The sequence below is a fragment of the Streptomyces sp. AP-93 genome, assembly GCF_022808175.1.
In the GTDB taxonomy this organism is placed as follows: Bacteria; Actinomycetota; Actinomycetes; order Streptomycetales; family Streptomycetaceae; genus Streptomyces.
Genome location: NZ_JALGBX010000014.1, coordinates 20,947 through 42,092 on the forward strand (window position 1 = coordinate 20,947; position 21,146 = coordinate 42,092).

Below are 21,146 nucleotides of genomic sequence, written 5' to 3' on the forward strand. Positions count from 1 at the left end.
TGTTTGCTGCGTCCCAGCAGCCTTTATCTACCCCTTACATGGGGGTGCACAACCGCACAATCGACATACAGTCGGTTACGGGATGACAACGACCGGTCGCTGCGCCCGCTTCGCCAGCCGGCCCGCCACCGATCCGAAGATCCGGCCGACGATGCCGTGCGTGGAACCGACCACGATGGCGTCCGCCGAGTACTCCCGGCCGACCTCCTCCAGCTCGTGGCAGATGTCCCCGCCCCGCTCGACGAGGATCCACGGAACCTCGGAGAGGTAGTCCGCGCAGGCCAGCTCCAGCCCCAGCACCTCGGTGCGGTGGTCCGGCACGTCCACGAAGACCGGCGGCTCGCAGCCCGCCCACACGGTGGTGGGCAGCCGGTTCGCGACGTGGACGATGATCAGACCGGAGCCTGAGCGACGGGCCATCCCGATCGCGTACGCGAGAGCGCGCTCACTGGACGTGGATCCGTCGAAGCCCACCACGACCCCGTGCCGGAAGGCCGGGTCGCAGGGATGACGTGGTTGTTCCACCGCGCGCAGGTCGGCCGATTCGGGGTCGGCGAGGCGTTTGCGCTTACGGTCCGCGGGTTCGGAGAATTCGTGACCGGCCATGGGTGTCTCGGCGAAGAGGTCCTCAGGGGAAGGGACAAGGGGACGGGGCGCCAATAGGCGGAAGCGACGATTCAAGCGGGACGATTCCAGAAAACGACAACTCAGTGTGACCGAGCTCTGTCCGGGAAGCATCTTCCCAAGCCCATACCCACCAGGGTACGGCGACACTCCTGTGCTGCACAGGTCATGTCGCCCTTGGAGAGCGTCCCAGGGAGCATGCCGCAGCCACGCCTCCTTGGCAATGTCCGCTGCCCCCTACAGCCAGTGACGAGGAGCACCCCATCGGGTGGGCACCACCCGTGCGCGCAGTGACCGAGCCGCGCCGCACGCCGTTGGACACGAGTCCGACCGTCCAGGAAGAGCCCGCAGGGAGCACGCCGTGCCCGGTCATCCGGTTCACCCCGTCCAGCCCGCTCAGTCGCCCGCTCAGCCGACGCAGTCCGTCCACATGCCACCCCCTCCCCTTCACTCGTCCGGGCAGGCCGCCCGGAGGCCCCACGAGGACCCCGCGGGTGACGTGGTGCGCTGGGCGGCTTTCAGCTGCCTGCTCGTCCCCGTGGTCCTGGTCGTCTACGGGACCTCCTTCGGCGGGGCCGCCGTCGCCACCCTGGGCCTCGCGGCCGTCACGGCGGCCTGCCGGGTGCTGCTGCGCCACTCCGAGCAGGCGGAGCGGAATGCCGCCCGGGTCCTCACGGAGGACCGGTTGACGCCCGCGCATCGGGGCCGGCACTCGCGCTCCGGCGCCGGGGGCCAGCGCGGATGTCAGGTTTCCTCTGGGATGTCCCCGCAGGACTGACTTATTCGCACACCCACACCCGCATGTTTTCAGCCAACTTCCCGGCAGGTCACCCCCCTTGCCGGAATGTCCCCCCGCCCCCCTCACCATCAGCGACTACGGCGCCACAGGGGGTCTTTGACCCTACGAGTACTGGCCATGGCCGGACAGTGCGCTTTCCACCCGGGTAGCGGAGTGGAAGGCTTCCTGATCGAATGCTTTTCGCCAAGTTGCCAAGTCGACATAGCGCTGCGTGCTGAACTTGTCACGCCGACACCACGGGACGCAGTAGATTCGATCATGTATTTACGGCGGGGGAGCCACGTGCAAGGCCGAGGGGATACGTGCAGGTGCGACCAGACCAAGGAGTCGCGACACCCAAGGGGGGCTTAGCGCCATGAGCCAGGATTCCACCGCCGTCGTCGTTGACGGCAGGAAGCTCGCGGGGCGTCGCCGCAGGGAGATCGTCGCGGTGCTGCTCTTCAGCGGCGGACCGATCTTCGAGAGCTCCATTCCACTTTCCGTGTTCGGCATTGACCGGCAGGACGCGGGAGTTCCACGCTACCGATTGCTCGTGTGCGCCGGTGAGGACGGTCCGCTGCGGACCACCGGCGGACTCGAACTGACCGCGCCATACGGGCTGGAGGCGATCGCCCGGGCAGGCACGGTCGTCGTTCCCGCGTGGCGTTCCATCACATCGCCGCCGCCGCCGGAGGCGCTCGACGCACTGCGTCTGGCGCACGAGGAGGGGGCCCGGATCGTCGGACTGTGCACGGGGGCATTCGTGCTCGCCGCCGCCGGTCTGCTGGACGGCCGGCCCGCGACGACGCACTGGATGTACGCGCCGACGCTGGCCAAGCGCTACCCGTCCGTCCACGTCGATCCGCGCGAGCTGTTCGTCGACGACGGCGACGTGCTGACGTCCGCGGGCACCGCGGCCGGAATCGACCTGTGCCTGCACATCGTGCGCACGGACCACGGCAGCGAGGCGGCGGGAGCACTGGCCCGCAGGCTCGTCGTCCCGCCGCGCCGCACGGGTGGCCAGGAACGCTACCTCGACCGGTCGCTGCCGGAGGAGATCGGCGCCGACCCGCTGGCCGAGGTCGTCGCCTGGGCGCTGGAGCACCTCCACGAGCAGTTCGACGTGGAGACGCTGGCCGCGCGCGCCTACATGAGCAGGCGCACGTTCGACCGGCGGTTCCGCTCGCTCACCGGCAGTGCGCCGCTGCAGTGGCTGATCACCCAGCGGGTGCTTCAGGCGCAGCGGCTGCTGGAGACCTCCGACTACTCGGTCGACGAGGTCGCCGGACGCTGCGGGTTCCGCTCGCCGGTCGCGCTGCGCGGGCACTTCCGCCGCCAGCTGGGGTCCTCCCCGGCCGCATACCGCTCCGCCTACCGGGCCCGCCGCCCGCAGGCGGACGTGGTCCAGGTGGCTCAGCTGTCGGATTCGCCGGTCCCGCACCAGCGCACTCCGCAGCCGCAGCGGGCGGCCGCGGCCCTGGCCGCGTCCGGTCCCACGGTGACGGAGCTGTACGCCCCGGGCCGGGTGCTGCGCGAGCACGCGTAACAAGGTCCCGGGAAGGTCCCCCGCACGAGTGGTCACCTCGGTGGTCACCGTTGCGGGGGACCTTCCGCATAAGGTGGGGCGCATGAACGATCGCATGGTGTGGATCGACTGCGAGATGACCGGGCTCTCGTTGACGGACGACGCACTTATCGAGGTGGCCGCACTGGTCACCGACTCGGAGCTCAACGTGCTCGGCGAAGGCGTGGACATTGTGATCCGCCCGCCGGACGCGGCCCTGGAAACCATGCCCGACGTGGTGCGCCAGATGCACACGGCGTCCGGCCTGCTCGACGAGCTGGCCGGCGGGACCACCCTCGCGGATGCGGAGGCGCAGGTCCTGGCCTACGTACGGGAACACGTGAAGGAACCCCGCAAGGCCCCGCTCTGCGGAAACACGGTCGGTACCGACCGCGGATTCCTGCTGCGCGACATGGCCGCACTGGAGGGCTACCTGCACTACCGGATCGTGGACGTGTCCTCGATCAAGGAGCTGGCACGCCGCTGGTACCCGCGCGCCTACTTCAACAGCCCGCCGAAGAACGGAAACCACCGGGCGCTCGCGGACATCAAGGAGTCCATCGCCGAGCTGCGCTACTACCGGGAGGCCGTCTTCGTACCGCAGCCCGGTCCGGACTCGGACACGGCGCGCACCATCGCCGCCAAGCACGTCGTCCCCGGCGCCTGACACCACCGGAGAGGGGTGCGGGAAAAGGGGGGAGCGAGCACCCTCCCGGACCCTGTACCCTTTTCTTCGGCCGGTCGGTTTTCCGACCGGACATGGTGGGTGTAGCTCAGTTGGTAGAGCACCTGGTTGTGGTCCAGGTGGCCGCGGGTTCAAGTCCCGTCACTCACCCTGTGGGAAGGCCCCGATCCGCGAAAGCGGACCGGGGCCTTCCGCGTTCTCAGAACAGCAGGTTGTACTCGGCGAAGCCGGTACCGAGGACACCGACCTTCACCCGCGAGCCGAACGGCTGCGTCGCGGTTCCCGTGCCCTTGTAGAGCCACAGGACGCCGGCCTTGTCCCGGGCCACCATGTCGGCCTTGCCGTCGGACGTCAGGTCACCCGGCGCGACGATCGAGTTGTAGATCTGCCAGCCGGTGCCTATCTGCTGCCTGCTCGCCAGCGGGTTCGAGGCCGACCCCGTGCCCCGGTAGAGCCACAGCTTGCCGTCCTTGTCCCGGGCCACCAGATCGGCCTTGCCGTCACCGGTCAGATCGACGCCGCCGACGAGCTGGTCGTAGATGTTCCAGCTGGTGCCGATCTTCACCTTGGTCCCGAACGGCTTCGAGTTCAGGCCCGTGCCCGGGTACAGCCACAGGCCGCCCGAGGCGTCCCGCGCCAGCAGGTCCGCCTTCTTGTCGCCGGTCACGTCGGAGACACCGACCAGCGTGTTGTAGACGTTCCAGCCGGAACCGACCCGTATCCGGTCCTTGTAGATGCCGCCGTCACCCGACGTCGGGTGGAGCCACAGCACCCCGGCCTTGTCCCGCCCCACCGCACCCCGCCCGGTGCTCTGCACGGTCACCGGCCCCAGCCGGGTCAGCGCGGTGTACTGGTTCCAGTCGAAGTTGCCGCCGACCGGGTCGACCGGCGTGAACAGCTCGGCGGCCTTGCCCGTGCCCTTGTAGTCCCACAGACCGCCCTCGGCGTCGCGGCCCACGATCCGGTACCGCTGGGTCACCGGAGTGGAACTGGCGATCGCGAAGTCCGAGGCCGTCTCCGGGTTGTCGCCCCAGCCGGAGGTGTACACCTCGTAGACCGCAGTGGCGCTCAGCTTCCACGCGGGCGTGGTCGCTTCGGACTTCAGCGTGTAGGTGACCGTGTAGTCACCGGGCTTCGCGATGTCGCAGCGGACCTCGTTGCCATACCCGAGGTCGCCGAGGGAGTGGGAGCACTCCGCACCGGCGGCACCGCCGGCGTCGACCCCGGCGACCGTGACCTTCAGCTCGCCGTCGTCCCACCGGCGGAAACCCGCCGCCGGGGAGAGGCTCACCTGCAGCTTGCCCTTGTCGACCGCGTGCAACTTCACCGTGTGCTGCACCGTGCCGCCGGCCCGCAGCGTCGGCGTCGACTGCGTGACGGTGTTCTGCGCGACGTGTGCCTTGCTCTTCACGGTGACCGTCGCATGCGCCCGACGCGGGCCGATGGCCTTGGATCCCGCCGTCTGCGCCTCCTTGATGCCCGCGGTGATGCTGGCTCCACGTGGCACGTAGACGAGGCTGTAGTAGGCCGTCACGCCGTGGCCTGCGGTACCGGCCGCCGAGACACTCGGGCCCGGATTGCCCCATTCCTTGACGTCACACAGGTACACCCCGGCGACACCCGCCTTCGGCGCGCAGTCACCGGTCGGGTCGACCTTCAACCCGGTCGGTACCCCACCGCCGGACCAGCCGGCGTCCGTGAGCGGCTTCTTGCTCAGGGCGTAGACGTACGTACCGTCCGGCCGCCCGCTGTCCTGGCCGCCCGTGGTCCCCGGCGACAGCTCGGCCCGCCCCTCGCCGGGCATGAGGACACCGTCCAGCAGCCCGTCGAAGTAGAACGTCGGGTCCCCGGCCGCCACGGCCGTGCCCGCACCCGCGATACCGCCGGTGACGAGCAGCGCAACCACGACACCCGCACCCAAAAGCCTTTTCATGTTCCCCCCTGGCAAATCGATCAATCGGCGGACGCTAGCACGCGCCATCCTCGGCGGATGCGGTCGGGGCCGCCCTTGATCGCCTACGCCCGAAAGGCGTCCGCGTGGTCCGCGCACCACGTCTCGAAGGTGCGCGGCGCATGGCCGGTGAGGTGCTCCACCGCGTCGGTGAGGTCGACCGGAAGGCCGTCCGAGGCGGCCCAGAAGTCGAGCAGGGCCTCCGCGTACGGGCCCGGTATGTAGCCGTCGACCTCGGACTTCCACTGCTCGCGCGAGACGGCCTCGAAGGGTATGGAGTGGCCGACGGCGTCGCCCAGTATGGCCAGCTGGGCGGCGAAGGTCAGCGTCTGCGGACCGGTCAGGGTGTACGCGCGACCCCCGAGCGAGGGGTCGGTGAGGACCGTGAAGGCGGCTTCGGCGAGGTCGGTCTCGTGGACCGGGTCGCTGTACGCACCCGGGTAGGGCAGGTGAACCGGGCGGCCCGATTTCAGCGACCAGGCCCAGCCGAGGGCATTGCTCGCGAAGGATCCGGGGCGCAGGAGTGTCGTCCGCAGCGGGGAGGCGAGGAGGGCCTGCTCCACTGCCAGGTGGGAGGCGGCGAGGGGACTGTCGGCGGCGTTGGGGGCGAGGGCCGAGGAGGAGGACAGGAGGACGACGTGTTCGACTCCGGCGCTGACGGCCTCCTTCACGAATGCATCGACGGCTGCGGCCTCGGCATAGAGGAAAACGGAGCGAACGCCGGCGAGGGCTTCGGGGAAGGTCGTCGGGTCGGTGAGGTCGCAGTGGACGGTGCCAGGTGTATCCGGCTCGCGGGATCCGAGGCGGTGCGGGACGCCGTGGGCGGTGAGGAGGGACGAGAGACCGCGGGCGATGGAGCCGCGGCCACCGGTGACGAGGACCTTCGAGTTACTCGAGATGTTCGACACCTTCGACACGTTCGACATGGCGGATTCCTGCTCTTCCTGCTCTAGACTGAGTACGTGACGCAGATTCTGTGTGACGCATTCTCTGCGTCACACAGATAAATTTGAGCACGGAGAAGCCGATGTCAACCGATTACGCTCGTTCGAGTGATGAGTGGACCCGCGCCGAGCTGCTCGCGCGGATCGTCACCGAGAGCCAGCGGCACTACGCCGACTACTCGCTCTTCAACCAGGCCATGGCCGACCGCGTCGGCCTGCACCCCACCGACATGCAGTGCGTCGCCCTCCTCGACATGGAGCCCGGCCCGGTCAGCACCGGTGACATCGCCCGTCTCACCGGTCTGACCTCCGGCTCCGCCACCCGCCTCGTGGACCGGATGGTCAAGGCCGGCATCGTCGAGCGGCACGCCGACCCGAACGACCGCCGCCGCTCCCTCGTCGTCCTCTCCCCCGCCGCCCGCGACCGGATCGGCGCCGCCTGGGAGACCCCGGGCCGTGCCTTCGGCGCCGTTCTGGCGAGCTACTCCGACACCGAGCTCGCCGTCATCGCCGACTACCTGCACCGGGCCGCCGAGGTCGGCCGCGCCCAGGCCAAGCGGCTGACCTCCGGGAACACGGACTGAGACCGGCCCCTACCGAACCGGCCGCTCCGGCGCTAGCCTCCCGCCCAACGGGCAACAGCGCGCGCCGGAGAAACGGGAGGGTCGGCGTGCGGCTGGAGGTTGTCCATGCCCGCGCAGTCCCCCACGCCGTCCCCCAAGTCCGCAGCCATACCCACACCCGCATCCACCCCCGCCGGCTTCCGCGCCGTGTTCGCCCTCGGCGGCCGGGCCCTGCCCGTCTACGGGTTCCTCGCCCGGCTCCCCGCCGCGCTGTGCCCCATCGGGACGCTGCTGCTCATCAACGAACGCGACGGCATCGGCGACGCCGGGACCATCGCCGCCGCCCTCTGGCTCGGCCAGGCCCTCGGGGGCCCGGTCATCGGCCGGCTCGCCGACCGGCGCGGCCACCGGCCCGTCCTGCTCGTCGCCTGCGCCGCGAACGCCGCCGTGCTCCTCGCCCTCGTCGCCGCCGTCCTCGGCGGGCTGCCGCTCGCCGCCCGCATCGCGCTCGCCGTCGCCGCCGGGCTCACGGCGGCGCAGGTCGGGCCGCTGGCCCGGGCCCGGTGGGCGCGGCTGGCCGGAGAGGACGAGGCCCTGGTCGGGGCCGCGCTCTCCTTCGACACCACCCTCGACGAGGTCGGCTTCATGGTGGGGCCCGCGCTGGCCGGGATCCTCGCGGTGACCGTCCACCCCGCGTCGGCGCTGATCCTCGCGGCCGCCCTGGGCCTGGTGTTCGGGACCCTCTTCGCCCTGCACCCCACGGCGCCCGGCCCGACGGGACCCGGCGCCACGGGACCCGGCGCCGCGCCGCGGGGCGACGTACGACTGTGGTCTCCGGGGCTCGCGCTGCTCTTCGTCGTGGCCGTCCTGCAGGGCGCCGCCTGGAGCGGGGCCAACACCGGGGTCAACGCGCTCGCCGTGGCGGTCGGCTCCCCCGGGGCCGCCGGGCTCGTGTGGGCCGCCATGGCCGTGACCAGCTCGGTGGCCGGCTTCGTGACCGTGGCCCGGCCGGGGTCGGCCGGCCTGACGGTCCGGCTGCGCTGGACCATCGCCGCCCAGGCACTGCTGACGCTTCCGCTGCTGGCCGTCTCCGGCCTGTGGGGCTCGGCCTTCGCCGTCGCCGGCATCGGACTGGCCGTCGCCCCGCACCTGATCGCGCTGTTCGGGCTCGTAGAACGGGCCGGTCCCGCACGGCGGATGGGCGAGGCCATGACCCTGGCCGGCAGCGGCCTGATCATCGGCCAGGCACTGGCCGCCGCGGCCGCCGGTCCGCTCGCCGCGGCCTACGGCTACCGGGCGGCCTTCGCCGTCTCGTGCGCGGCCGCGGCCGCCTCCGCGGTACTGGCGTGGGCAGCCGCCGACCGGGTCCTGGGGCCGGGACTCAGCCCGGCGAGGCCTTCATCGCCGCCAGCCCCTTCGCCAGATCCTCGGCGTTCATCACCGGGCCGACCTCCAGCTCGGCGTTGAACTGCAGGAACAGATCCTCCAGCAGGGGCGGCAGCTGGGCGCTGTCCTGGAGGTCGAAGACCATCCAGCAGGACCGGACGCCCTCGTGGAGGCCGAAGTAGGCGGCCTCCGGCTTCACGGTGGCCATGAGCTTCTTGATGGCCTCGGGAAGGGCGCCGCTCTTGATGCCCTCGTTCGTCCTTGCCGTGTCCATATGGGCCCTGAGCATGACTCTCATGCGCGGCTCCTTTCGTCACGGCCACCCTGAGCGCGGGTGCGGGCGGCGGCAACATCTCCGCCTCCGTCCGGGGCGCGGGCTACTCCGTCCGGTTCGTGCCCTGGATGTGGAAGTTGAAGTCCGTGTGCCCGAGGGTCCCCATCAGCCGGAGCCAGACCGGCAGCAGCATCTCCGTACCGCGCGCCGACTCGATGCCGCCCAGGTCGATGACGGTGTGCTCGCGCCAGTCGAAGGAGTACAGGAGCTCCCGTACGGCCTTCTTGGCCCCGGCGTCCTCACCCGAGAGGAAGACGGTGTGGTCGCCGGGGACCCTGGCCGGGTCGACCATGACCTGGCAGTTCATCGTGTTCAGCGTCTTGACCACGCGCAGCCCCGGGAAGGTCCGCTGGATCAGCTCGCCCAGGCTGTCGCTGTCGACCGGGTCGAGTCCGGGCGGGAACCCGCGGGAGAAGTCCAGCGGGTTCGCGATGTCGATCAGGATCTTGCCGTCCAGGTGCGCGGCGTCCGCCGCCGTCAGGGCGGCCACGCTGACCTGCCCGCCCGTGGCGTTGACGAGCACCTCGCCGAGCCGGGCCGCCTCCGCGAAGGGGGCGAGGCCCGCCTCCGGGTGGGCCTGCTGCCACACGGCGTACTCGCTGCGCTCGAGGGTGACCCCGGGGTCCCGGGTGCCGATGACGACCTCGTGGCCGAGGGAGAGCAGCCGGGCGGCCACCGTACGGCCGACGATCCCGGTGCCGAGGACTGCGTAGCGCATGACGGCTTCCCCTCACAAAAGGAAAGAACGGAAGGAACCAACGAGAAGGGCGGACCCACTCAAGCAGCGAGAAGGGCGGCCCCACTCAAGCAGGTCGTACGGATTCCCGCGCGGGAGGCGTCGACTCCGCGCCAACCTCAGCTAGTCCAGGATCCCCACGTCGTAGAAGAACTGATAGCGCGTCGGGTCGTCCGGCAGGAACCAGTGGAAGCCCTCCTCCAGGAAGACGGCCACGACGTTCACGGCGATCACCAGCCCCAGGAACCACAGCGCGACCAGCCCCACCGTGCGGTACGCCCCCGGGCCCTCCGCCGGGACGGCCCGGTCCGCGGTGGCGTGGGCGAAGGCCAGGACGATGCCGATGGCGACGACCGAGGCCTGGAAGAGGATCCACGCCCAGACGTAGAGGTGCAGGCCGAACACCTCGCTCCCGTACCCCTTGTCGCCCGGCAGGACGTGCAGCATCGTCTGCCGCCACGAGGCGAACGAGCCGGCGATCACGGCGACCAGGGACAGGCCCCAGCCCATCATGTAGTCGCGCCCGGTCACCGCCCCGCGCGACAGCGCCGTTCGGATGATGTGGGCCGCCCCCATCGCCGCCATCAGCATGAACATCCGCTGCACGATGCAGAGCGGGCACGGGTACTCCCCCATGCCGAACTGGTAGAAGAGCCCGCCGCACACCACCCCGGTCCAGCCGATGACGAAGGCGCACGCGAACCAGAACTGGACGCGGCCCAGCAGGCCGCCCTCCAGCGGAGCCTCCGGGAGGAGGCTGGACATCGCGGCCACGGTCAGTAGCTCAAGGTGAGGGCGAGGCTGCTGGTGATGTGGTGCGCCATCAGCAGGATCACGGCGAAGAGCATGAGCCACCAGGCGCCGAGCACGACGAACCGCGGGGCGTCCCGGTACATCGCGATCAGCGTGGCGAGGAGGCCGCCGAAGATGAGGGTGTCCATGGCGCGGACCGTACCGACAGGGGGACATACCGGGCGCGCGGCGCGCCCCCGCCGCCCCCAGGGTTACGTCAGTTGCGTCGCCGCTTGCGTCGGCCGCGTCCGGCGCGGGCGGACTCGCCCCGCGCCCGCCCGTCCAGCGCGATCCACACCCGCACCTCGGTGCCGCCGAGCACCGAACGCCCCAGCCGCACGTCGCCGCCCGTCGACTCCGCGACCCGCCGGACGATGTCCAGCCCGAGGCCCGTGGACCCGTCGCGGCCGCCGTCGTTGCCGCGCCGCAGGGCCGCGTCCGGATCGGCGATGCCGCCCCCGGCGTCCGAGACGAGCACGATGACCGCGTCACCGGCGTCGTGGACGTCCACCGCGAAGGGGGTGCCCTCGGGGGTGTGCCGGAACACGTTGCCCAGCATGGCGTCCAGCGCCGCGGCGAGCTCCGGCCGGGCCACGGGGATCCGTACCGTACGGTCGACCCCCGCGAGCCGCACCTCGCGGCCCTCGTCCTCCGCCAGCGCCGACCAGAAGGCCATCCGGTCGCGGATCACCTCGGAGGCGTCGCAGCCGGCGCCCGCCCCCTGCACGCCGCCCGGCCCCTGCGCGGCGGCGGGCCGCTGCTCGCGGGCGGTACGGATGATCGTGTCGACCTCCCGCTCCAGCTGCTCCACGGCCGCCCGGGTCTGCTCCGCGGCCGGGCCGTCGCCGAGCGAGGCCGCGTTGAGCCGCAGCACCGTCAGCGGCGTCCGCAGCCGGTGCGACAGGTCGGCGGCCAGCTCCCGCTCGTTAGCCAGGAGTTCCACCACCTGGTCCGCCATGGAGTTGAACGCGACGGCGGCCGAGCGCAGTTCCTTCGGCCCCTCCTCCGGGACCCGCGCCCCCAGCCGCCCCTCGCCCAGCCGGTGCGCGGCGTCCGCGAGCCGCTCGGCCGGCCGCACCAGGCGGGCGCCGAGCCGGTCCGCGACCGCCACCGAGCCCACGACCAGGGCGAGGCCGACGCCCGCGAGGACCACCCAGGCGGTGGCGACGCCATTGCTGACCTCGCTCTCCGGAACGAGGATCTCCACCACGGCGATGTCCCCGGAGCCGAGCGCCACGGGCTGGAGCAGCGCGAAGCCGCCGCCCGCCACCGGGGCCGTCGCGGCCCGCCCGATCCGCCGGGTCTCGGAGACGGCCCGCTCACCGGCCCAGCCGTCGCCGATGTCCACGCGCGGGGCGTCCCCGACGGCCGGCACGTGGACGGCCATCCGCCGGTCGGCGCCCATCTGCGTGGACTCGACGGCCTTCTGCAACTGCACCGGGTCGGTGGTGATGGACAGCGTCGGCCCGATGGTGGCGGCCTGCCGTTCGGCGTTGGAGAACGCCCGGTCGCTGGCCATCTCCTGGACGACCAGCCCGAGCGGTACGGCGAAGGCCACGACCACCATCACGGTGACCGCGAGGCAGACTTTGACGAGAGCCCACCTCACGCCGGCGGCTCCAGCTTCACCCCGACACCCCTCAACGTGTGCAGGTAGCGCGGGCGGGCGGCGGTCTCGCCGAGCTTGCGGCGCAGCCACGACAGGTGGACGTCGATGGTCTGGTCGTCGCCGTACGACTGCTGCCAGACCTCGGCGAGCAGCTCCCGGCGGGCCACGACCACGCCCGGCCGCCCGGCGAGGAAGGCCAGCAGGTCGAACTCCCGCCGCGTGAGGTCCAGTACCGCCCCGTCCAGCTCCGCCTGTCGGCGCAGCGGGTCGATGGCGAGGCCGCCGACGCGCAGCACGCGGGAGGGCGGCTCGGCCCCGGCGGAGGAGCGGGCACGGCGCAGGACCGCGGCCATCCGGGCGGAGAGGTGCTCCACGGAGAAAGGTTTGGTCAGGTAGTCGTCGGCGCCGTCGTTGAGCAGCCGGACGATCTCCGCCTCGTCGTCGCGGGCGGTCGCGATGATGACGGGCACGTCGGTGATCCCGCGCAGCATCTTGAGCGCCTCGGCCCCGTCCAGGTCGGGCAGGCCGAGGTCGAGGATCACCACGTCGAAGCGGTTGTGGGCGACCTCGCGCAGCGCCTCCAGGGCGGTGCCGACGCTGCGCACGGTGTGCGAGGCCTCGGTCAGGTGCCGGATGAGGGCGGAACGTACGAACTGGTCGTCCTCGACCACGAGCACACTTGCCATGGCCCGCACCGTAGCCCATTCGGGGGACGGCGAGGGGTGCCGGGCCAGGTCTGGGACGGGTGGTGCAGTATGTCCCCCGATGCGACGAGGACTTGTCGGTAGAGCAGTCGGCCATGCGGCGGCGTGGACCCTGGCGACCGGGGCGGCGGTGACGCTGTCGTGGTGGGGTGTGCACTCGGTCATGTCCGGTACCGCCTACGATCCGCCGCTCGCGGTGCCGCTGGCCACGCAGCCCCTCTCCTCCTCCACGCATCGGGCGCAGCCGCCGGATCCGACGCCGTCTCCTTCCCCGTCCCCGTCCGCGGCGCCGACCTCGCCCTCGCCGTCCCCGTCCCCGTCCCCTTCCGCCAAGTCCTCCGCGCCGCCCACGCCCCCTCCGCGGCGGCAGGGGGCCGCGAGCGCGAGCGCGAACGTGAAGGCGTACAGCGTCTCGGGCGGCCGGGTCGTCTTCGATCTCGGCGCCACCTCCGCCGAGCTGGTCTCGGCGACCCCGCTGGCCGGCTGGCGGATGCAGGTCTGGAAGCAGCCGTCCTGGATCCGCGTCACCTTCACCCGTGACGGCCGCGAGGTGTCGGTGTTCTGCACCTGGCACGACCACCCGCCGCTGGTGGAGATCGTCGACCCATAGGGCCCGTCCCCGGGATCCGGCCCGCCGGATACCGTGGCGCCATGAGCACCGGCGCGCGGTACGTCACCGACCTGATCGACGCCTGCGAGCGGTACGGCGACCGCCCCGCCTTCGGATCCGGTCCCTGGGTCCTGACCCACTCCGAGGTGCTGGCCTGGACGTACCGGCTGGCGGGCGCGCTCGCCGACCTGGGCATCCGGCGCGGCTCCGGGCTGGCCTGCGTATCGGCGGGCAATCCGCCCCGGACCCTGCTCGTACGGCTGGCCGCGCACGTGCTGGGGGCCCGGCTGACCCACGTGTGCGTCGGCCCCACGACCCACGGACTCGACCACCTCCTACGGGACTGCGAGCCCGCCCTGGTCGTCCACGACACCCCGGTGCCGCCGGGCCCCGCGGCCCGCATCGGGCTGGCCGCACTGCTGGAGCTGGCCTCCGCCCGGGAGGCCCTGCCCGTCGCGGTGGCGGCGCGCGACGGGGACGTGGCCCGGGTGACCTACACGGGCGGGACGACGGGCCGGCCGAAGGGCGTCGCCTCGACCTTCGCCGCGATGGCGGCCCGTACGGCCACCCGCGCCGACTCCCCGAACACCGCGGGCTCCGCGCCGCTCACGTTCGTGTCGACCGACTCCCTCTCCCAGCGCTCGGGCGGCCGGTGCCTGGAGCAGCTGCGGGCCGGCGGCCGCTCCGAGATCCTGCACCCCTTCGACACCCGGGAGTTCGCCGAGGCCTGCCGGCGCCTCGGGCCCGCGGCCACGTACCTGACGCCCTCGATGCTGTACCGGCTGCTCGACGACCCGGAGACCGCCGACGGCGTACCCGGCCTGGTACGGGTCTCCTACGGCGACTCCCCCGTCCACCCGGAGCGGCTGCGGCGGGCGCTGACCCGGTGGGGTCCGCAGGTGCGCTGGACGCAGGGCTACGGGATGAACGAGGCCGGGGTGCTCAGCCGGCTCTCCCCGGCCGACCACGACGCGGCGGTCGCCGACCGCCCCCACCTGCTCGGCTCCGTGGGCCGTCCGGCGCCCGGGGTGGAGGTCGAGGTACGGGGCTCCGCGCCCGGGGCGACCGGGGAGGTGTGGGTGCGCTCCCCGATGGTGATGGCCGGCTACCGCAATCAGCCCGCCCTGACGGCCGACGCCCTGCACGACGGCTGGCTGCGCACGGGGGATGTCGGGCATTTCGACGCCGACGGGTACCTGTACCTCGACGACCGGGTCAAGGACGTGGTCATGGTGCACGGGGCCAACATCTACTGCGGCCCGATCGAGACGGCCCTGACCCGGCACCCCGCCGTGGCCCGGGCTGCCGTCGTGGGGCGGACGGACCCGCTCACCGGGGAAGCGGTGTGCGCCTTCCTCGTCGCGGCCCCCGGGCACACCCCGACGGAGGAGGCGGCGGAGGCGGCGTGCGCGCTGGTCGCGGCGGAGCTGGCGCCGGGGCAGCGGCCGACGGCGGTGTTCTGGCTGCCCGCGCTCCCGCTCACGGACCGCGGCAAGCCGGACAAGCGCCGCCTGCGGGAGCTGGCCGCGGCTTCCGGGCAGTAGCCCCGGGTCAGCGGAAGACCGACGGCGGGGGCTCCGGCGAGGCCACCGCCGAGGCGTCCGAGACCGGGACGGCCCCGCCCGCGAAGTCGATGAGGGCCCGGCCGTGTTCGACGCGGCCGGGGTGCGGATCGCTCGCCACCCGTCGGGTGAACTCCGCCACCGGGAGCTCCCGGTCGGCGGCCACCAGCACGGCGTTGCCGAAGCGTTTCCCCCGCCACACCACGGGGTCGGCGGCCAGCGCCAGTTCCGCGAACCGGGACGCGGCCGTGGCGATCTGGCCCCGCAGATGGGAGAGCGGCGGACCGTCCGCGAGGTTCGCCACGTACCAGCCGCCCGGCGCCAGGGCCCGGCGTACGTCGTCCAGGAACTCGGCGCTCGTCAGGTGTGCCGGGGTGCGGGCCCCGCTGAACACGTCGGCGATCACCAGGTCGGCCCAGCCGTCCGGGATCTTCGCCAGCCCGGCCCGGGCGTCGACCGCGCGGACCCGGACCCGGGCCTGCGGGTCCAGCGGCAGGTGTTCCCGTACGAAGGCCACGAGCCCGGCGTCGATCTCGACGATCTGCTGCGTCGACCGGGGGCGGGCGGCGGCCGTGTAGCGGGCGAGGGTGAAGGCGCCGCCGCCGAGGTGGAGCACGTTCAGGGGCTGGCGGGCCGGGGCGAAGAGGTCGATCAGGTGGCCGATCCGGCGCTGGTAGGAGAAGTCCAGGTGCCCGGGGTCGTCCAGGTCCACGTGGGACTGCGGGGCTCCGTCGATCAACAGGGTCCAGGCGCGCGGCCGCTCCCGGTCGGGCTCCAGCGCGGCGTGACCGCCGTCGACCTGCCCGGCCGGGGCCTCGGAGGCATCGCGCCCGCGCCGCTTGTCATCGCCCTTGACCTTGCCCTTGCCCTTGCTCGCCACGCCCTCATTATGGCTGGTCAGGGCCGGGGGCGGGGTCCGGCGGGCGTTACCGGCAGTTGTCGGCGGCCTCGATCAGCCGGGCCGCCTCGCCGAGCGCCGCCCGCAGCACCTCCGGGTCGGTGACCGGCCCGACGGCCTCCGGCGGCAGCAGCCAGCCGGTGTCGCCCGCGGTGGGCGAGGTGTCGCCGAAGCGCATGCCGCGCCCGTTGGTGTGCGTACAGGCGCTGCCCGGGAGGTCCCAGGCGTCGGCGGTGCCGGGCGGGACGAGGAAGCCGAGGGTGCTGCCGGAGCCGTCGTGCAGGACCGGGCCGACACCGCCCGCGCGGCTGGCCTGACCGGCGGCCCGCTGGATGATGTCGACGGCCTCGAGCCCCTGCCGGGTGGGCACGGTGACCAGGTCCGGTGCGCCCGCGATGAGGACCGCTCCGGGGTCGGGCGCGGTGTTCGTATCCGTGCTCTCCATGCCGCCCTCCACCAAGGGAACCCCTCCTCGATCCGCGTACGAGCATCGCGGGAGCGGTCCCGGAAGCCGGCGGGCTTCCTCCCACTCCGCATGGGTTCAACGCACGGGAACGTCAACAGGTGCGGTGGCAAGACGCTGCAAAGGATGGCAGTTCATGGCGGATCGCGGGTGAGATATCCGTTTTGTAGCCAAACCCGGGGTGAACACCCCAGCCCCGGCGGTACTTTCATGCCGCCGGGGCTCACCCGCCATCGGGATGGTTCGCAGCCAGAGAGGCCACGTCCGTGACTCCGCTCCCCCACCTATGCAGAGGGGGGCTTCCAGCCCGAAGGCTGCGGTCCAGCCCGAACCGACCCCTTACGGGGCAGAGGGAAACTACCAGAGAGCAAGGGAACTGATGGCGGCGTCCCCCCACTCACCCAACACCCCCTTCCGGCGGCTGCGCGGTCAGCATTCCCCGGCCGAGTTCGCCGCGTTGGTGCGCAGGGCGGCGAAGGAAATCGGAGAAACGGTTTCCTGCGACGCCCGTTACATCGGCCGGGTCGAGTCCGGCGAGATCCGCTGCCCCAACTACGCCTACGAGCGGGTCTTCCTCCACATGTTCCCCGGCCGCACCTTGGCCGACCTGGGGTTCTCGCCGCGCGAGACGGTACGGGGCCGGCTCGCGCAGCGCGAACAGGCCGCACCCTTCTCCGCCTTCGCCAAACGCCCCCACCCCACCGGCTTCCCTGCCCCTTCGCGTTCCAAGGAGAGCGACGTGCTGCGTCGCGCGTTCATGGCGGGGGGCTCCGCGACCGTCGCGGCCGCAACCCTCAGCCTCACCCTGCTCGGCGACACCCGGCGGATGCCCTCCCGGGCCGGCGAGTCCGAGGCGGCCGCCGTCGAGGACGCCGTACGCCAGATCCGGCTGCTGGACGACCGGCACGGAGCCGACGCCCTGTACCGGCGGGCCGCCGAACCCCTGCGCACCGCCTACGCGTTGCTCGACGCCGGGGCGACCCGGCAGTCCACCGAGGACCGGCTGCACGCGGGCGCGGGGGAACTCGCCATCTCGGTGGGCTGGCTCGCGCACGACTCGGGCCGGTTCGACGACGCCCGCTCGCACTACGCGGAGGCGCTGGCCACGGCCCGGGTCTCCGGGGACGCCGGCCTGGAGGCGCACGCCTTCAGCAACATGGCCTTCCTCGCCCGGGACTGCGGGCGCCCCCGCGAATCGGTACGGGCGGCCCAGGCGGGCCGCCGCGCCGCCCGTTCGCTCGGTTCCCCGCGGCTGCTGTCCCTGCTCGCCCTGCGCGAGGCCGGCGGCTGGGCGGGCCTGTCCGACCGCAAGGCCTGCGAGGAGGCGCTGACCCGGGCGCACACGGAGTTCTCGCGCGGCGAGGCGGGGGCGGACCCCGAGTGGATGTCCTTCTTCGGCGAGGCCGAGCTGGAGTCCCTGGAGTCCCGCTGCTGGGCCGCGCTCGGCGAGCACGCCCGGGCCGCCCGGCACGCCCGCCGGGCGGCGGACCTCCAGGATCCGCACTTCGCCCGCAACGTCGCCCTCTACACCGCCGAGCTCGCCGACAACCTGGCCCACGCGGGCGCCCCCGACGAGGCGGCCTGGGCGGGCGGCCGGGTGCTGGAGCTGCTGGAGGAGGTCCAGTCGACCCGGATCCAGTCCATGCTGGCGGCGACGGCCCGCACGCTGGTCCCGCACCAGCGGTCGCCGCGCGTGGGCGCGTTCCTCGGGCGGCACGCGTCGGCCTGACCGGGCGGGAGCTGTAGCGGCGGCCGACGGACCCCTGACGGTATGATGACTGGTATGGCAACGAAGAAGTACACCGTGACTCTGCCCGAGGAGCTGGCGGAGGAGATCCGCGCCGAGGTGGGGTCCGGCGGCTTCAGCCGGTACGTCACACAGGCCATAGAGCGCCAGCGCGAGCGGGACCACCTTCATGAGTTCGTCGGCTGGTGGGAGGGCGAGCACGGGGAGGTCACCGACGCCGAGCTGGCGCTCGCCGAGGCGGAGCGGCTCTCCCTCCAGCGGGAGCACGCGGAACGCAAAGCCCGGTCCGTGCCGGACCGGAAGGCGAGTTGATGTCCGAACTCGTCTACTTGCTCGACAGCGAGGGCCTCTCCCAGGCCCTGCTCGGCAACCGCGTCATGGGGGCCCGCCTCAAGGACGCGGACCGCTCGGGAATCCGAGTGGTCACCAGCTCCATGACGCTCATCGAGGCATACCACCAGCGTGTGAAGAAGGCCGCATGGACTTGGACCCTTTCCAAGATCGCGGTGGAACCAGTCACCCGCGAGATCGCGGGCGAGGCGATCGAGCTGCTTGAGACTGCCGGCCTGCACGGCCGCAAGTACGCCGTCGACGCCGCCCTTGCGGCCGTGGCACTGCGCCAGCGCGGTGACGTCACGATCTTCACGTCCGACGAGGAGGACATGAAGCTGCTCTGCGGCGACCGCGTCGTCGTACAGGGAATCTGAGACGGGGAACCCGGTGTCTGTTCTTGGATCTGGAACCAGGCACCGGCGGGCCGCCCCCGGCGGGCAGACCGCAGACCGTCGGAGAGCGGCCCTTTCGGCAGGCCGCCGCTACCCCTCCAGGTGCCCCGTGTCGTTCCAGCGCTCCAGCGCGGGGGCCCCGTACGCCCAGCCCAGGACCGACAGCGAGGTCGGCTCCAGCCGGATGCGGGCGCCGAAGGAGGCGTCGAAGCCGAGCCAGCGCGCGGCCAGGGTGCGCAGGATGTGGCCGTGTGCGAAGACGAGGACGTCGCGTTCGGCCGAGCGGGCCCAGGTGACGACCTCGTCCGCGCGGGCCGAGACGTCCGCGACGGACTCGCCGCCGGGGACCCCGTCGCGCCAGATCAGCCAGCCGGGCCGGATCGCCTGGATCTCGGCCGGGGTCATGCCCTCGTAGTCGCCGTAGTCCCACTCCATCAGCGCGTCCCACGGCTCCGCCTGGACGCCGAAGCCCGCCAGGTCGCAGCTCTCGCTCGCCCGCACCAGGGGGCTGGTGCGCACTTCCAGCCCGCGCAGGCTCGCCCACGGGTCGCGGGCGAGGCGCTCGCCGAGCAGCTTCGCGCCCCGCTTCCCCTCCTCCAGCAGGGGCACGTCCGTGCGTCCGGTGTGCTTGCCGAGCTGGGACCACGCCGTCTGGCCGTGGCGGGCCAGCAGGATGCGGGGGGCCATATGAGTTCTCCCGGTCGAGGGGGCGAATGGATGGGACGATAAGGGGCGCAACATCGATGGGACCATTCGCACGGCTTTGCGAGGATTCCGTCGTCCATCCATCATCCATCAGGTAACGGGATCCCCCTCCTGACGGAGGGGGCCTTCAGTCACCTCGGTTGAAGGCCGCCGTTACCAGCACCAGCCAACGCGTATGTGGAGGTGAACGAAGTTGGCTACGTACCGCGTAGGACAGAAGACCGACCAAACTGTGCTTCCTCAGCAGCTTGCTCTCGAATTCGAGTCAGCAGACACCCCCCGGATCGGGGACGAAACGGGACCCGAACGCCGCAAGGCACCCGGCGCGGTACATGTGCGAGGGGAGATGCCCGACGCTTCACCTGGCGCCGGACGCGTCACCCCCGACCGCGAGGTCGGGGAGAAGGCCCGTGAGGGCCACCCTGTCGTCTTCGTCCTGGACAAGCACGGCACACCGCTGCAACCGACCAGCCCTGCCAGAGCCCGCAAGCTCCTCAAGCACGGCCGGGCCGTCGTGGCCCGCCACACTCCGTTCGTCATCCGGCTCAAAGACCGCACTGTCTCCGAATCCCAGGTGGACGGCGTGGAACTCGGAATCGACCCCGGCTCCAAACACACCGGGATCGCTGTGTTCACCGCGAAGGACGGTGAGCGCCGTGGGCTGTACTCGGTCGAGCTGGCCCACCGGGGCGGCGTGATCCGGGACAAGCTCACCGCTCGTGCCGCCTACCGGCGCGGCCGGCGCACCCGCAACCTGCGCCACCGCGCACCCCGCTTCTCCAACCGGGCCCGTCCCAAGGGCTGGCTCGCCCCGTCACTGCGCCACCGCGTGGACACCACCATGTCGTGGACCACCCGGCTCGCACGCTGGGCACCCGTCCGCGCCGTGCACGTGGAACGGGTCGCGTTCGACACCCACGCCATGTCCCATGGCGGACCGCTGGCAGGAGCCGAGTACCAGTACGGCACATTGCACGGCACAGAAGTCCGCGAGTACCTCCTCGCCAAATGGGGCCGGGGCTGCGCCTACTGCGGCGCCACCGGAGTCCCCCTCAACATCGACCACATCCATCCCCGCTCACGCGGCGGCAGCGACCGCATCTCCAACCTGTGCGCCGCGTGCATCCCCTGCAACGAGAAGAAGTCCAACCAGCCCGTCGAAGACTTCCTCAGTCAATCACCGCGCGTGTTGGCCCGCATCCTCGCCCAGGCCAAGGCTCCCCTGCGGGACGCGGCAGCCGTCAACGCCACCCGCTGGGCCTTGTGGCGCTCCCTCGATGCCGCGTTTTCTACGGTGCGCACCGCGTCGGGTGGCCGCACCAAATGGAATCGATATCGGACCGGCACCCCAAAGACACACACTCTCGACGCCTTATGCGTAGGCGAACTCGACACCATCACCCGCACCCCAGCCACGGTGCTTTCGGTCACGGCAACCGGGCGCGGCACCTACGCGCGCACCCGCACCGACAAGTACGGCTTCCCCCGCCTGCGCCTGCCCAGGCAGAAGCAGTTCTTCGGCTACCAGACCGGCGACCTCGCCCGCGCCGTCGTCCCCACCGGCAAGAGGGCCGGCACCCACACCGGCCGCATCGCTGTCCGCGCCACCGGCAGCTTCAACGTCAAAAGCGCGCACGGCCTCGTCCAGGGCATCCGCCACAAACACTTCCGGCTCCTCCAACGAGCCGACGGATACGCCTACACCACCCGACCCGAAGGACCCACCACCCCTGCCTGACCGCCCCCGACAGAATCGAGCGATATCC

Annotated in this window: 23 protein-coding genes and 1 tRNA gene; 12 read left to right on the forward strand and 12 right to left on the reverse strand. The window is 72.0% G+C overall.

Annotated features, from left to right (window positions below; all coding sequences use genetic code 11):
* Positions 1 to 75: 75 nt before the first annotated feature.
* Positions 76 to 606, reverse strand: a complete 531-nt coding sequence (locus tag MTF69_RS22820) for a universal stress protein (RefSeq protein ID WP_214951587.1) — start codon at positions 604 to 606, stop codon at positions 76 to 78.
* A 517-nt stretch (positions 607 to 1,123) separates the two neighbouring features.
* Between MTF69_RS22820 and MTF69_RS22825 the strand changes: the two genes are divergently transcribed.
* From MTF69_RS22825 to MTF69_RS22840, 4 genes are all read left to right on the forward strand, one after another.
* Complete coding sequence (locus MTF69_RS22825) at positions 1,124 to 1,402, forward strand: hypothetical protein (RefSeq protein ID WP_374323575.1); 279 nt, start codon at positions 1,124 to 1,126, stop codon at positions 1,400 to 1,402.
* A gap of 376 nt (positions 1,403 to 1,778) precedes the next feature.
* Positions 1,779 to 2,948, forward strand: a complete 1,170-nt coding sequence (locus MTF69_RS22830) for a helix-turn-helix domain-containing protein (RefSeq protein WP_243337100.1) — start codon at positions 1,779 to 1,781, stop codon at positions 2,946 to 2,948.
* A gap of 82 nt (positions 2,949 to 3,030) precedes the next feature.
* The gene (gene orn / locus MTF69_RS22835; protein ID WP_243337102.1) at positions 3,031 to 3,633 is read left to right on the forward strand and encodes an oligoribonuclease; all 603 of its coding nucleotides are present in this window, start codon (positions 3,031 to 3,033) and stop codon (positions 3,631 to 3,633) included.
* A gap of 95 nt (positions 3,634 to 3,728) precedes the next feature.
* Positions 3,729 to 3,801: transfer RNA gene (locus MTF69_RS22840), tRNA-His, on the forward strand.
* A gap of 49 nt (positions 3,802 to 3,850) precedes the next feature.
* On the opposite strand, the gene MTF69_RS22845 is transcribed toward MTF69_RS22840, so the two are convergent.
* Both MTF69_RS22845 and MTF69_RS22850 read right to left on the reverse strand, forming a co-directional pair.
* Positions 3,851 to 5,584, reverse strand: a complete 1,734-nt coding sequence (locus MTF69_RS22845) for a VCBS repeat-containing protein (RefSeq protein WP_243337104.1) — start codon at positions 5,582 to 5,584, stop codon at positions 3,851 to 3,853.
* An 83-nt stretch (positions 5,585 to 5,667) separates the two neighbouring features.
* Positions 5,668 to 6,528 (reverse strand): NAD(P)H-binding protein, encoded by an 861-nt coding sequence (locus MTF69_RS22850; protein WP_243337106.1) that lies wholly within the window; start codon positions 6,526 to 6,528, stop codon positions 5,668 to 5,670.
* Between the two features lie 101 nt (positions 6,529 to 6,629).
* On the opposite strand from MTF69_RS22850, the gene MTF69_RS22855 reads away from it, so the two are divergent.
* A complete protein-coding gene (locus MTF69_RS22855; protein WP_243337109.1) occupies positions 6,630 to 7,130 on the forward strand; it encodes a MarR family winged helix-turn-helix transcriptional regulator in 501 nt (166 codons plus the stop codon).
* A gap of 105 nt (positions 7,131 to 7,235) precedes the next feature.
* Positions 7,236 to 8,576, forward strand: coding sequence for an MFS transporter (locus MTF69_RS22860; protein ID WP_279346115.1), 1,341 nt, complete (start codon positions 7,236 to 7,238; stop codon positions 8,574 to 8,576).
* On the opposite strand, the gene MTF69_RS22865 is transcribed toward MTF69_RS22860, so the two are convergent.
* The 6 genes from MTF69_RS22865 to MTF69_RS22895 all read right to left on the reverse strand — a co-directional run bounded on the left by MTF69_RS22865 (position 8,491) and on the right by MTF69_RS22895 (position 12,652).
* On the reverse strand, positions 8,491 to 8,793 hold the full coding sequence (locus tag MTF69_RS22865; RefSeq protein ID WP_243337111.1) for a hypothetical protein: 303 nt from the start codon (positions 8,791 to 8,793) through the stop codon (positions 8,491 to 8,493). The two genes, MTF69_RS22860 and MTF69_RS22865, sit on opposite strands and share 86 nt — an antisense overlap.
* 79 nt (positions 8,794 to 8,872) lie before the next feature.
* Positions 8,873 to 9,547 carry an NADPH-dependent F420 reductase gene (locus MTF69_RS22870; RefSeq protein WP_243337112.1) on the reverse strand — a complete coding sequence of 225 codons (675 nt, stop codon included), beginning with the start codon at positions 9,545 to 9,547 and terminating at the stop codon, positions 8,873 to 8,875.
* Between the two features lie 141 nt (positions 9,548 to 9,688).
* Positions 9,689 to 10,330 carry a disulfide bond formation protein B gene (locus MTF69_RS42975; protein WP_279346116.1) on the reverse strand — a complete coding sequence of 214 codons (642 nt, stop codon included), beginning with the start codon at positions 10,328 to 10,330 and terminating at the stop codon, positions 9,689 to 9,691.
* An 11-nt stretch (positions 10,331 to 10,341) separates the two neighbouring features.
* Entirely contained in the window at positions 10,342 to 10,506 is a 165-nt protein-coding gene (locus tag MTF69_RS22885) for a DUF5993 family protein (protein WP_243337114.1), read from the reverse strand.
* A 68-nt stretch (positions 10,507 to 10,574) separates the two neighbouring features.
* Positions 10,575 to 11,966 carry a HAMP domain-containing sensor histidine kinase gene (locus tag MTF69_RS22890; RefSeq protein ID WP_243337115.1) on the reverse strand — a complete coding sequence of 464 codons (1,392 nt, stop codon included), beginning with the start codon at positions 11,964 to 11,966 and terminating at the stop codon, positions 10,575 to 10,577.
* A complete protein-coding gene (locus MTF69_RS22895) occupies positions 11,963 to 12,652 on the reverse strand; it encodes a response regulator transcription factor (protein WP_243337117.1) in 690 nt (229 codons plus the stop codon). Before MTF69_RS22895 ends, MTF69_RS22890 begins: the two co-directional genes overlap by 4 nt.
* A 79-nt stretch (positions 12,653 to 12,731) precedes the next feature.
* Between MTF69_RS22895 and MTF69_RS22900 the strand changes: the two genes are divergently transcribed.
* Both MTF69_RS22900 and MTF69_RS22905 read left to right on the forward strand, forming a co-directional pair.
* Positions 12,732 to 13,280: a hypothetical protein gene (locus MTF69_RS22900; protein ID WP_243337119.1), complete on the forward strand. Its 549-nt coding sequence runs from the start codon at positions 12,732 to 12,734 to the stop codon at positions 13,278 to 13,280.
* Between the two features lie 41 nt (positions 13,281 to 13,321).
* Positions 13,322 to 14,824, forward strand: coding sequence for a class I adenylate-forming enzyme family protein (locus MTF69_RS22905; protein WP_243337121.1), 1,503 nt, complete (start codon positions 13,322 to 13,324; stop codon positions 14,822 to 14,824).
* 7 nt (positions 14,825 to 14,831) lie between these two features.
* Here MTF69_RS22905 and MTF69_RS22910 read toward each other — a convergent pair whose 3' ends face one another.
* Both MTF69_RS22910 and MTF69_RS22915 read right to left on the reverse strand, forming a co-directional pair.
* Positions 14,832 to 15,722: a spermidine synthase gene (locus MTF69_RS22910; RefSeq protein WP_243337123.1), complete on the reverse strand. Its 891-nt coding sequence runs from the start codon at positions 15,720 to 15,722 to the stop codon at positions 14,832 to 14,834.
* Between the two features lie 46 nt (positions 15,723 to 15,768).
* Positions 15,769 to 16,185, reverse strand: coding sequence for a hypothetical protein (locus MTF69_RS22915; protein ID WP_243337127.1), 417 nt, complete (start codon positions 16,183 to 16,185; stop codon positions 15,769 to 15,771).
* A 397-nt stretch (positions 16,186 to 16,582) separates the two neighbouring features.
* On the opposite strand from MTF69_RS22915, the gene MTF69_RS22920 reads away from it, so the two are divergent.
* From MTF69_RS22920 to MTF69_RS22930, 3 genes are read left to right on the forward strand one after another with little or no spacing between them, the layout of a single operon-like run.
* On the forward strand, positions 16,583 to 17,932 hold the full coding sequence (locus tag MTF69_RS22920) for a tetratricopeptide repeat protein (RefSeq protein ID WP_243337129.1): 1,350 nt from the start codon (positions 16,583 to 16,585) through the stop codon (positions 17,930 to 17,932).
* A gap of 54 nt (positions 17,933 to 17,986) precedes the next feature.
* A complete protein-coding gene (locus MTF69_RS22925) occupies positions 17,987 to 18,262 on the forward strand; it encodes a hypothetical protein (protein ID WP_243337130.1) in 276 nt (91 codons plus the stop codon).
* On the forward strand, positions 18,262 to 18,657 hold the full coding sequence (locus MTF69_RS22930) for a PIN domain-containing protein (RefSeq protein WP_243337133.1): 396 nt from the start codon (positions 18,262 to 18,264) through the stop codon (positions 18,655 to 18,657). Before MTF69_RS22925 ends, MTF69_RS22930 begins: the two co-directional genes overlap by 1 nt.
* A gap of 108 nt (positions 18,658 to 18,765) precedes the next feature.
* Here MTF69_RS22930 and MTF69_RS22935 read toward each other — a convergent pair whose 3' ends face one another.
* Positions 18,766 to 19,362 (reverse strand): histidine phosphatase family protein, encoded by a 597-nt coding sequence (locus MTF69_RS22935; RefSeq protein WP_243337135.1) that lies wholly within the window; start codon positions 19,360 to 19,362, stop codon positions 18,766 to 18,768.
* A 364-nt stretch (positions 19,363 to 19,726) separates the two neighbouring features.
* On the opposite strand from MTF69_RS22935, the gene iscB reads away from it, so the two are divergent.
* A complete protein-coding gene (gene iscB / locus MTF69_RS22940; RefSeq protein WP_243337137.1) occupies positions 19,727 to 21,118 on the forward strand; it encodes an RNA-guided endonuclease IscB in 1,392 nt (463 codons plus the stop codon).
* Positions 21,119 to 21,146: the final 28 nt, after the last annotated feature.

Coding starts and splice junctions, on each gene's coding strand:
- MTF69_RS22820 (WP_214951587.1), bottom strand. CDS start 606: ATGGCCGGTCACGAATTCTCCGAACCCGCGGACCGTAAGCGCAAACGC.
- MTF69_RS22830 (WP_243337100.1), top strand. CDS start 1,779: ATGAGCCAGGATTCCACCGCCGTCGTCGTTGACGGCAGGAAGCTCGCG.
- orn (WP_243337102.1), top strand. CDS start 3,031: ATGAACGATCGCATGGTGTGGATCGACTGCGAGATGACCGGGCTCTCG.
- MTF69_RS22845 (WP_243337104.1), bottom strand. CDS start 5,584: ATGAAAAGGCTTTTGGGTGCGGGTGTCGTGGTTGCGCTGCTCGTCACC.
- MTF69_RS22850 (WP_243337106.1), bottom strand. CDS start 6,528: ATGTCGAACGTGTCGAAGGTGTCGAACATCTCGAGTAACTCGAAGGTC.
- MTF69_RS22855 (WP_243337109.1), top strand. CDS start 6,630: ATGTCAACCGATTACGCTCGTTCGAGTGATGAGTGGACCCGCGCCGAG.
- MTF69_RS22860 (WP_279346115.1), top strand. CDS start 7,236: ATGCCCGCGCAGTCCCCCACGCCGTCCCCCAAGTCCGCAGCCATACCC.
- MTF69_RS22865 (WP_243337111.1), bottom strand. CDS start 8,793: ATGAGAGTCATGCTCAGGGCCCATATGGACACGGCAAGGACGAACGAG.
- MTF69_RS22870 (WP_243337112.1), bottom strand. CDS start 9,547: ATGCGCTACGCAGTCCTCGGCACCGGGATCGTCGGCCGTACGGTGGCC.
- MTF69_RS42975 (WP_279346116.1), bottom strand. CDS start 10,330: ATGTCCAGCCTCCTCCCGGAGGCTCCGCTGGAGGGCGGCCTGCTGGGC.
- MTF69_RS22885 (WP_243337114.1), bottom strand. CDS start 10,506: ATGGACACCCTCATCTTCGGCGGCCTCCTCGCCACGCTGATCGCGATG.
- MTF69_RS22895 (WP_243337117.1), bottom strand. CDS start 12,652: ATGGCAAGTGTGCTCGTGGTCGAGGACGACCAGTTCGTACGTTCCGCC.
- MTF69_RS22900 (WP_243337119.1), top strand. CDS start 12,732: ATGCGACGAGGACTTGTCGGTAGAGCAGTCGGCCATGCGGCGGCGTGG.
- MTF69_RS22905 (WP_243337121.1), top strand. CDS start 13,322: ATGAGCACCGGCGCGCGGTACGTCACCGACCTGATCGACGCCTGCGAG.
- MTF69_RS22915 (WP_243337127.1), bottom strand. CDS start 16,185: ATGGAGAGCACGGATACGAACACCGCGCCCGACCCCGGAGCGGTCCTC.
- MTF69_RS22920 (WP_243337129.1), top strand. CDS start 16,583: ATGGCGGCGTCCCCCCACTCACCCAACACCCCCTTCCGGCGGCTGCGC.
- MTF69_RS22925 (WP_243337130.1), top strand. CDS start 17,987: ATGGCAACGAAGAAGTACACCGTGACTCTGCCCGAGGAGCTGGCGGAG.
- MTF69_RS22930 (WP_243337133.1), top strand. CDS start 18,262: ATGTCCGAACTCGTCTACTTGCTCGACAGCGAGGGCCTCTCCCAGGCC.
- MTF69_RS22935 (WP_243337135.1), bottom strand. CDS start 19,362: ATGGCCCCCCGCATCCTGCTGGCCCGCCACGGCCAGACGGCGTGGTCC.
- iscB (WP_243337137.1), top strand. CDS start 19,727: ATGCCCGACGCTTCACCTGGCGCCGGACGCGTCACCCCCGACCGCGAG.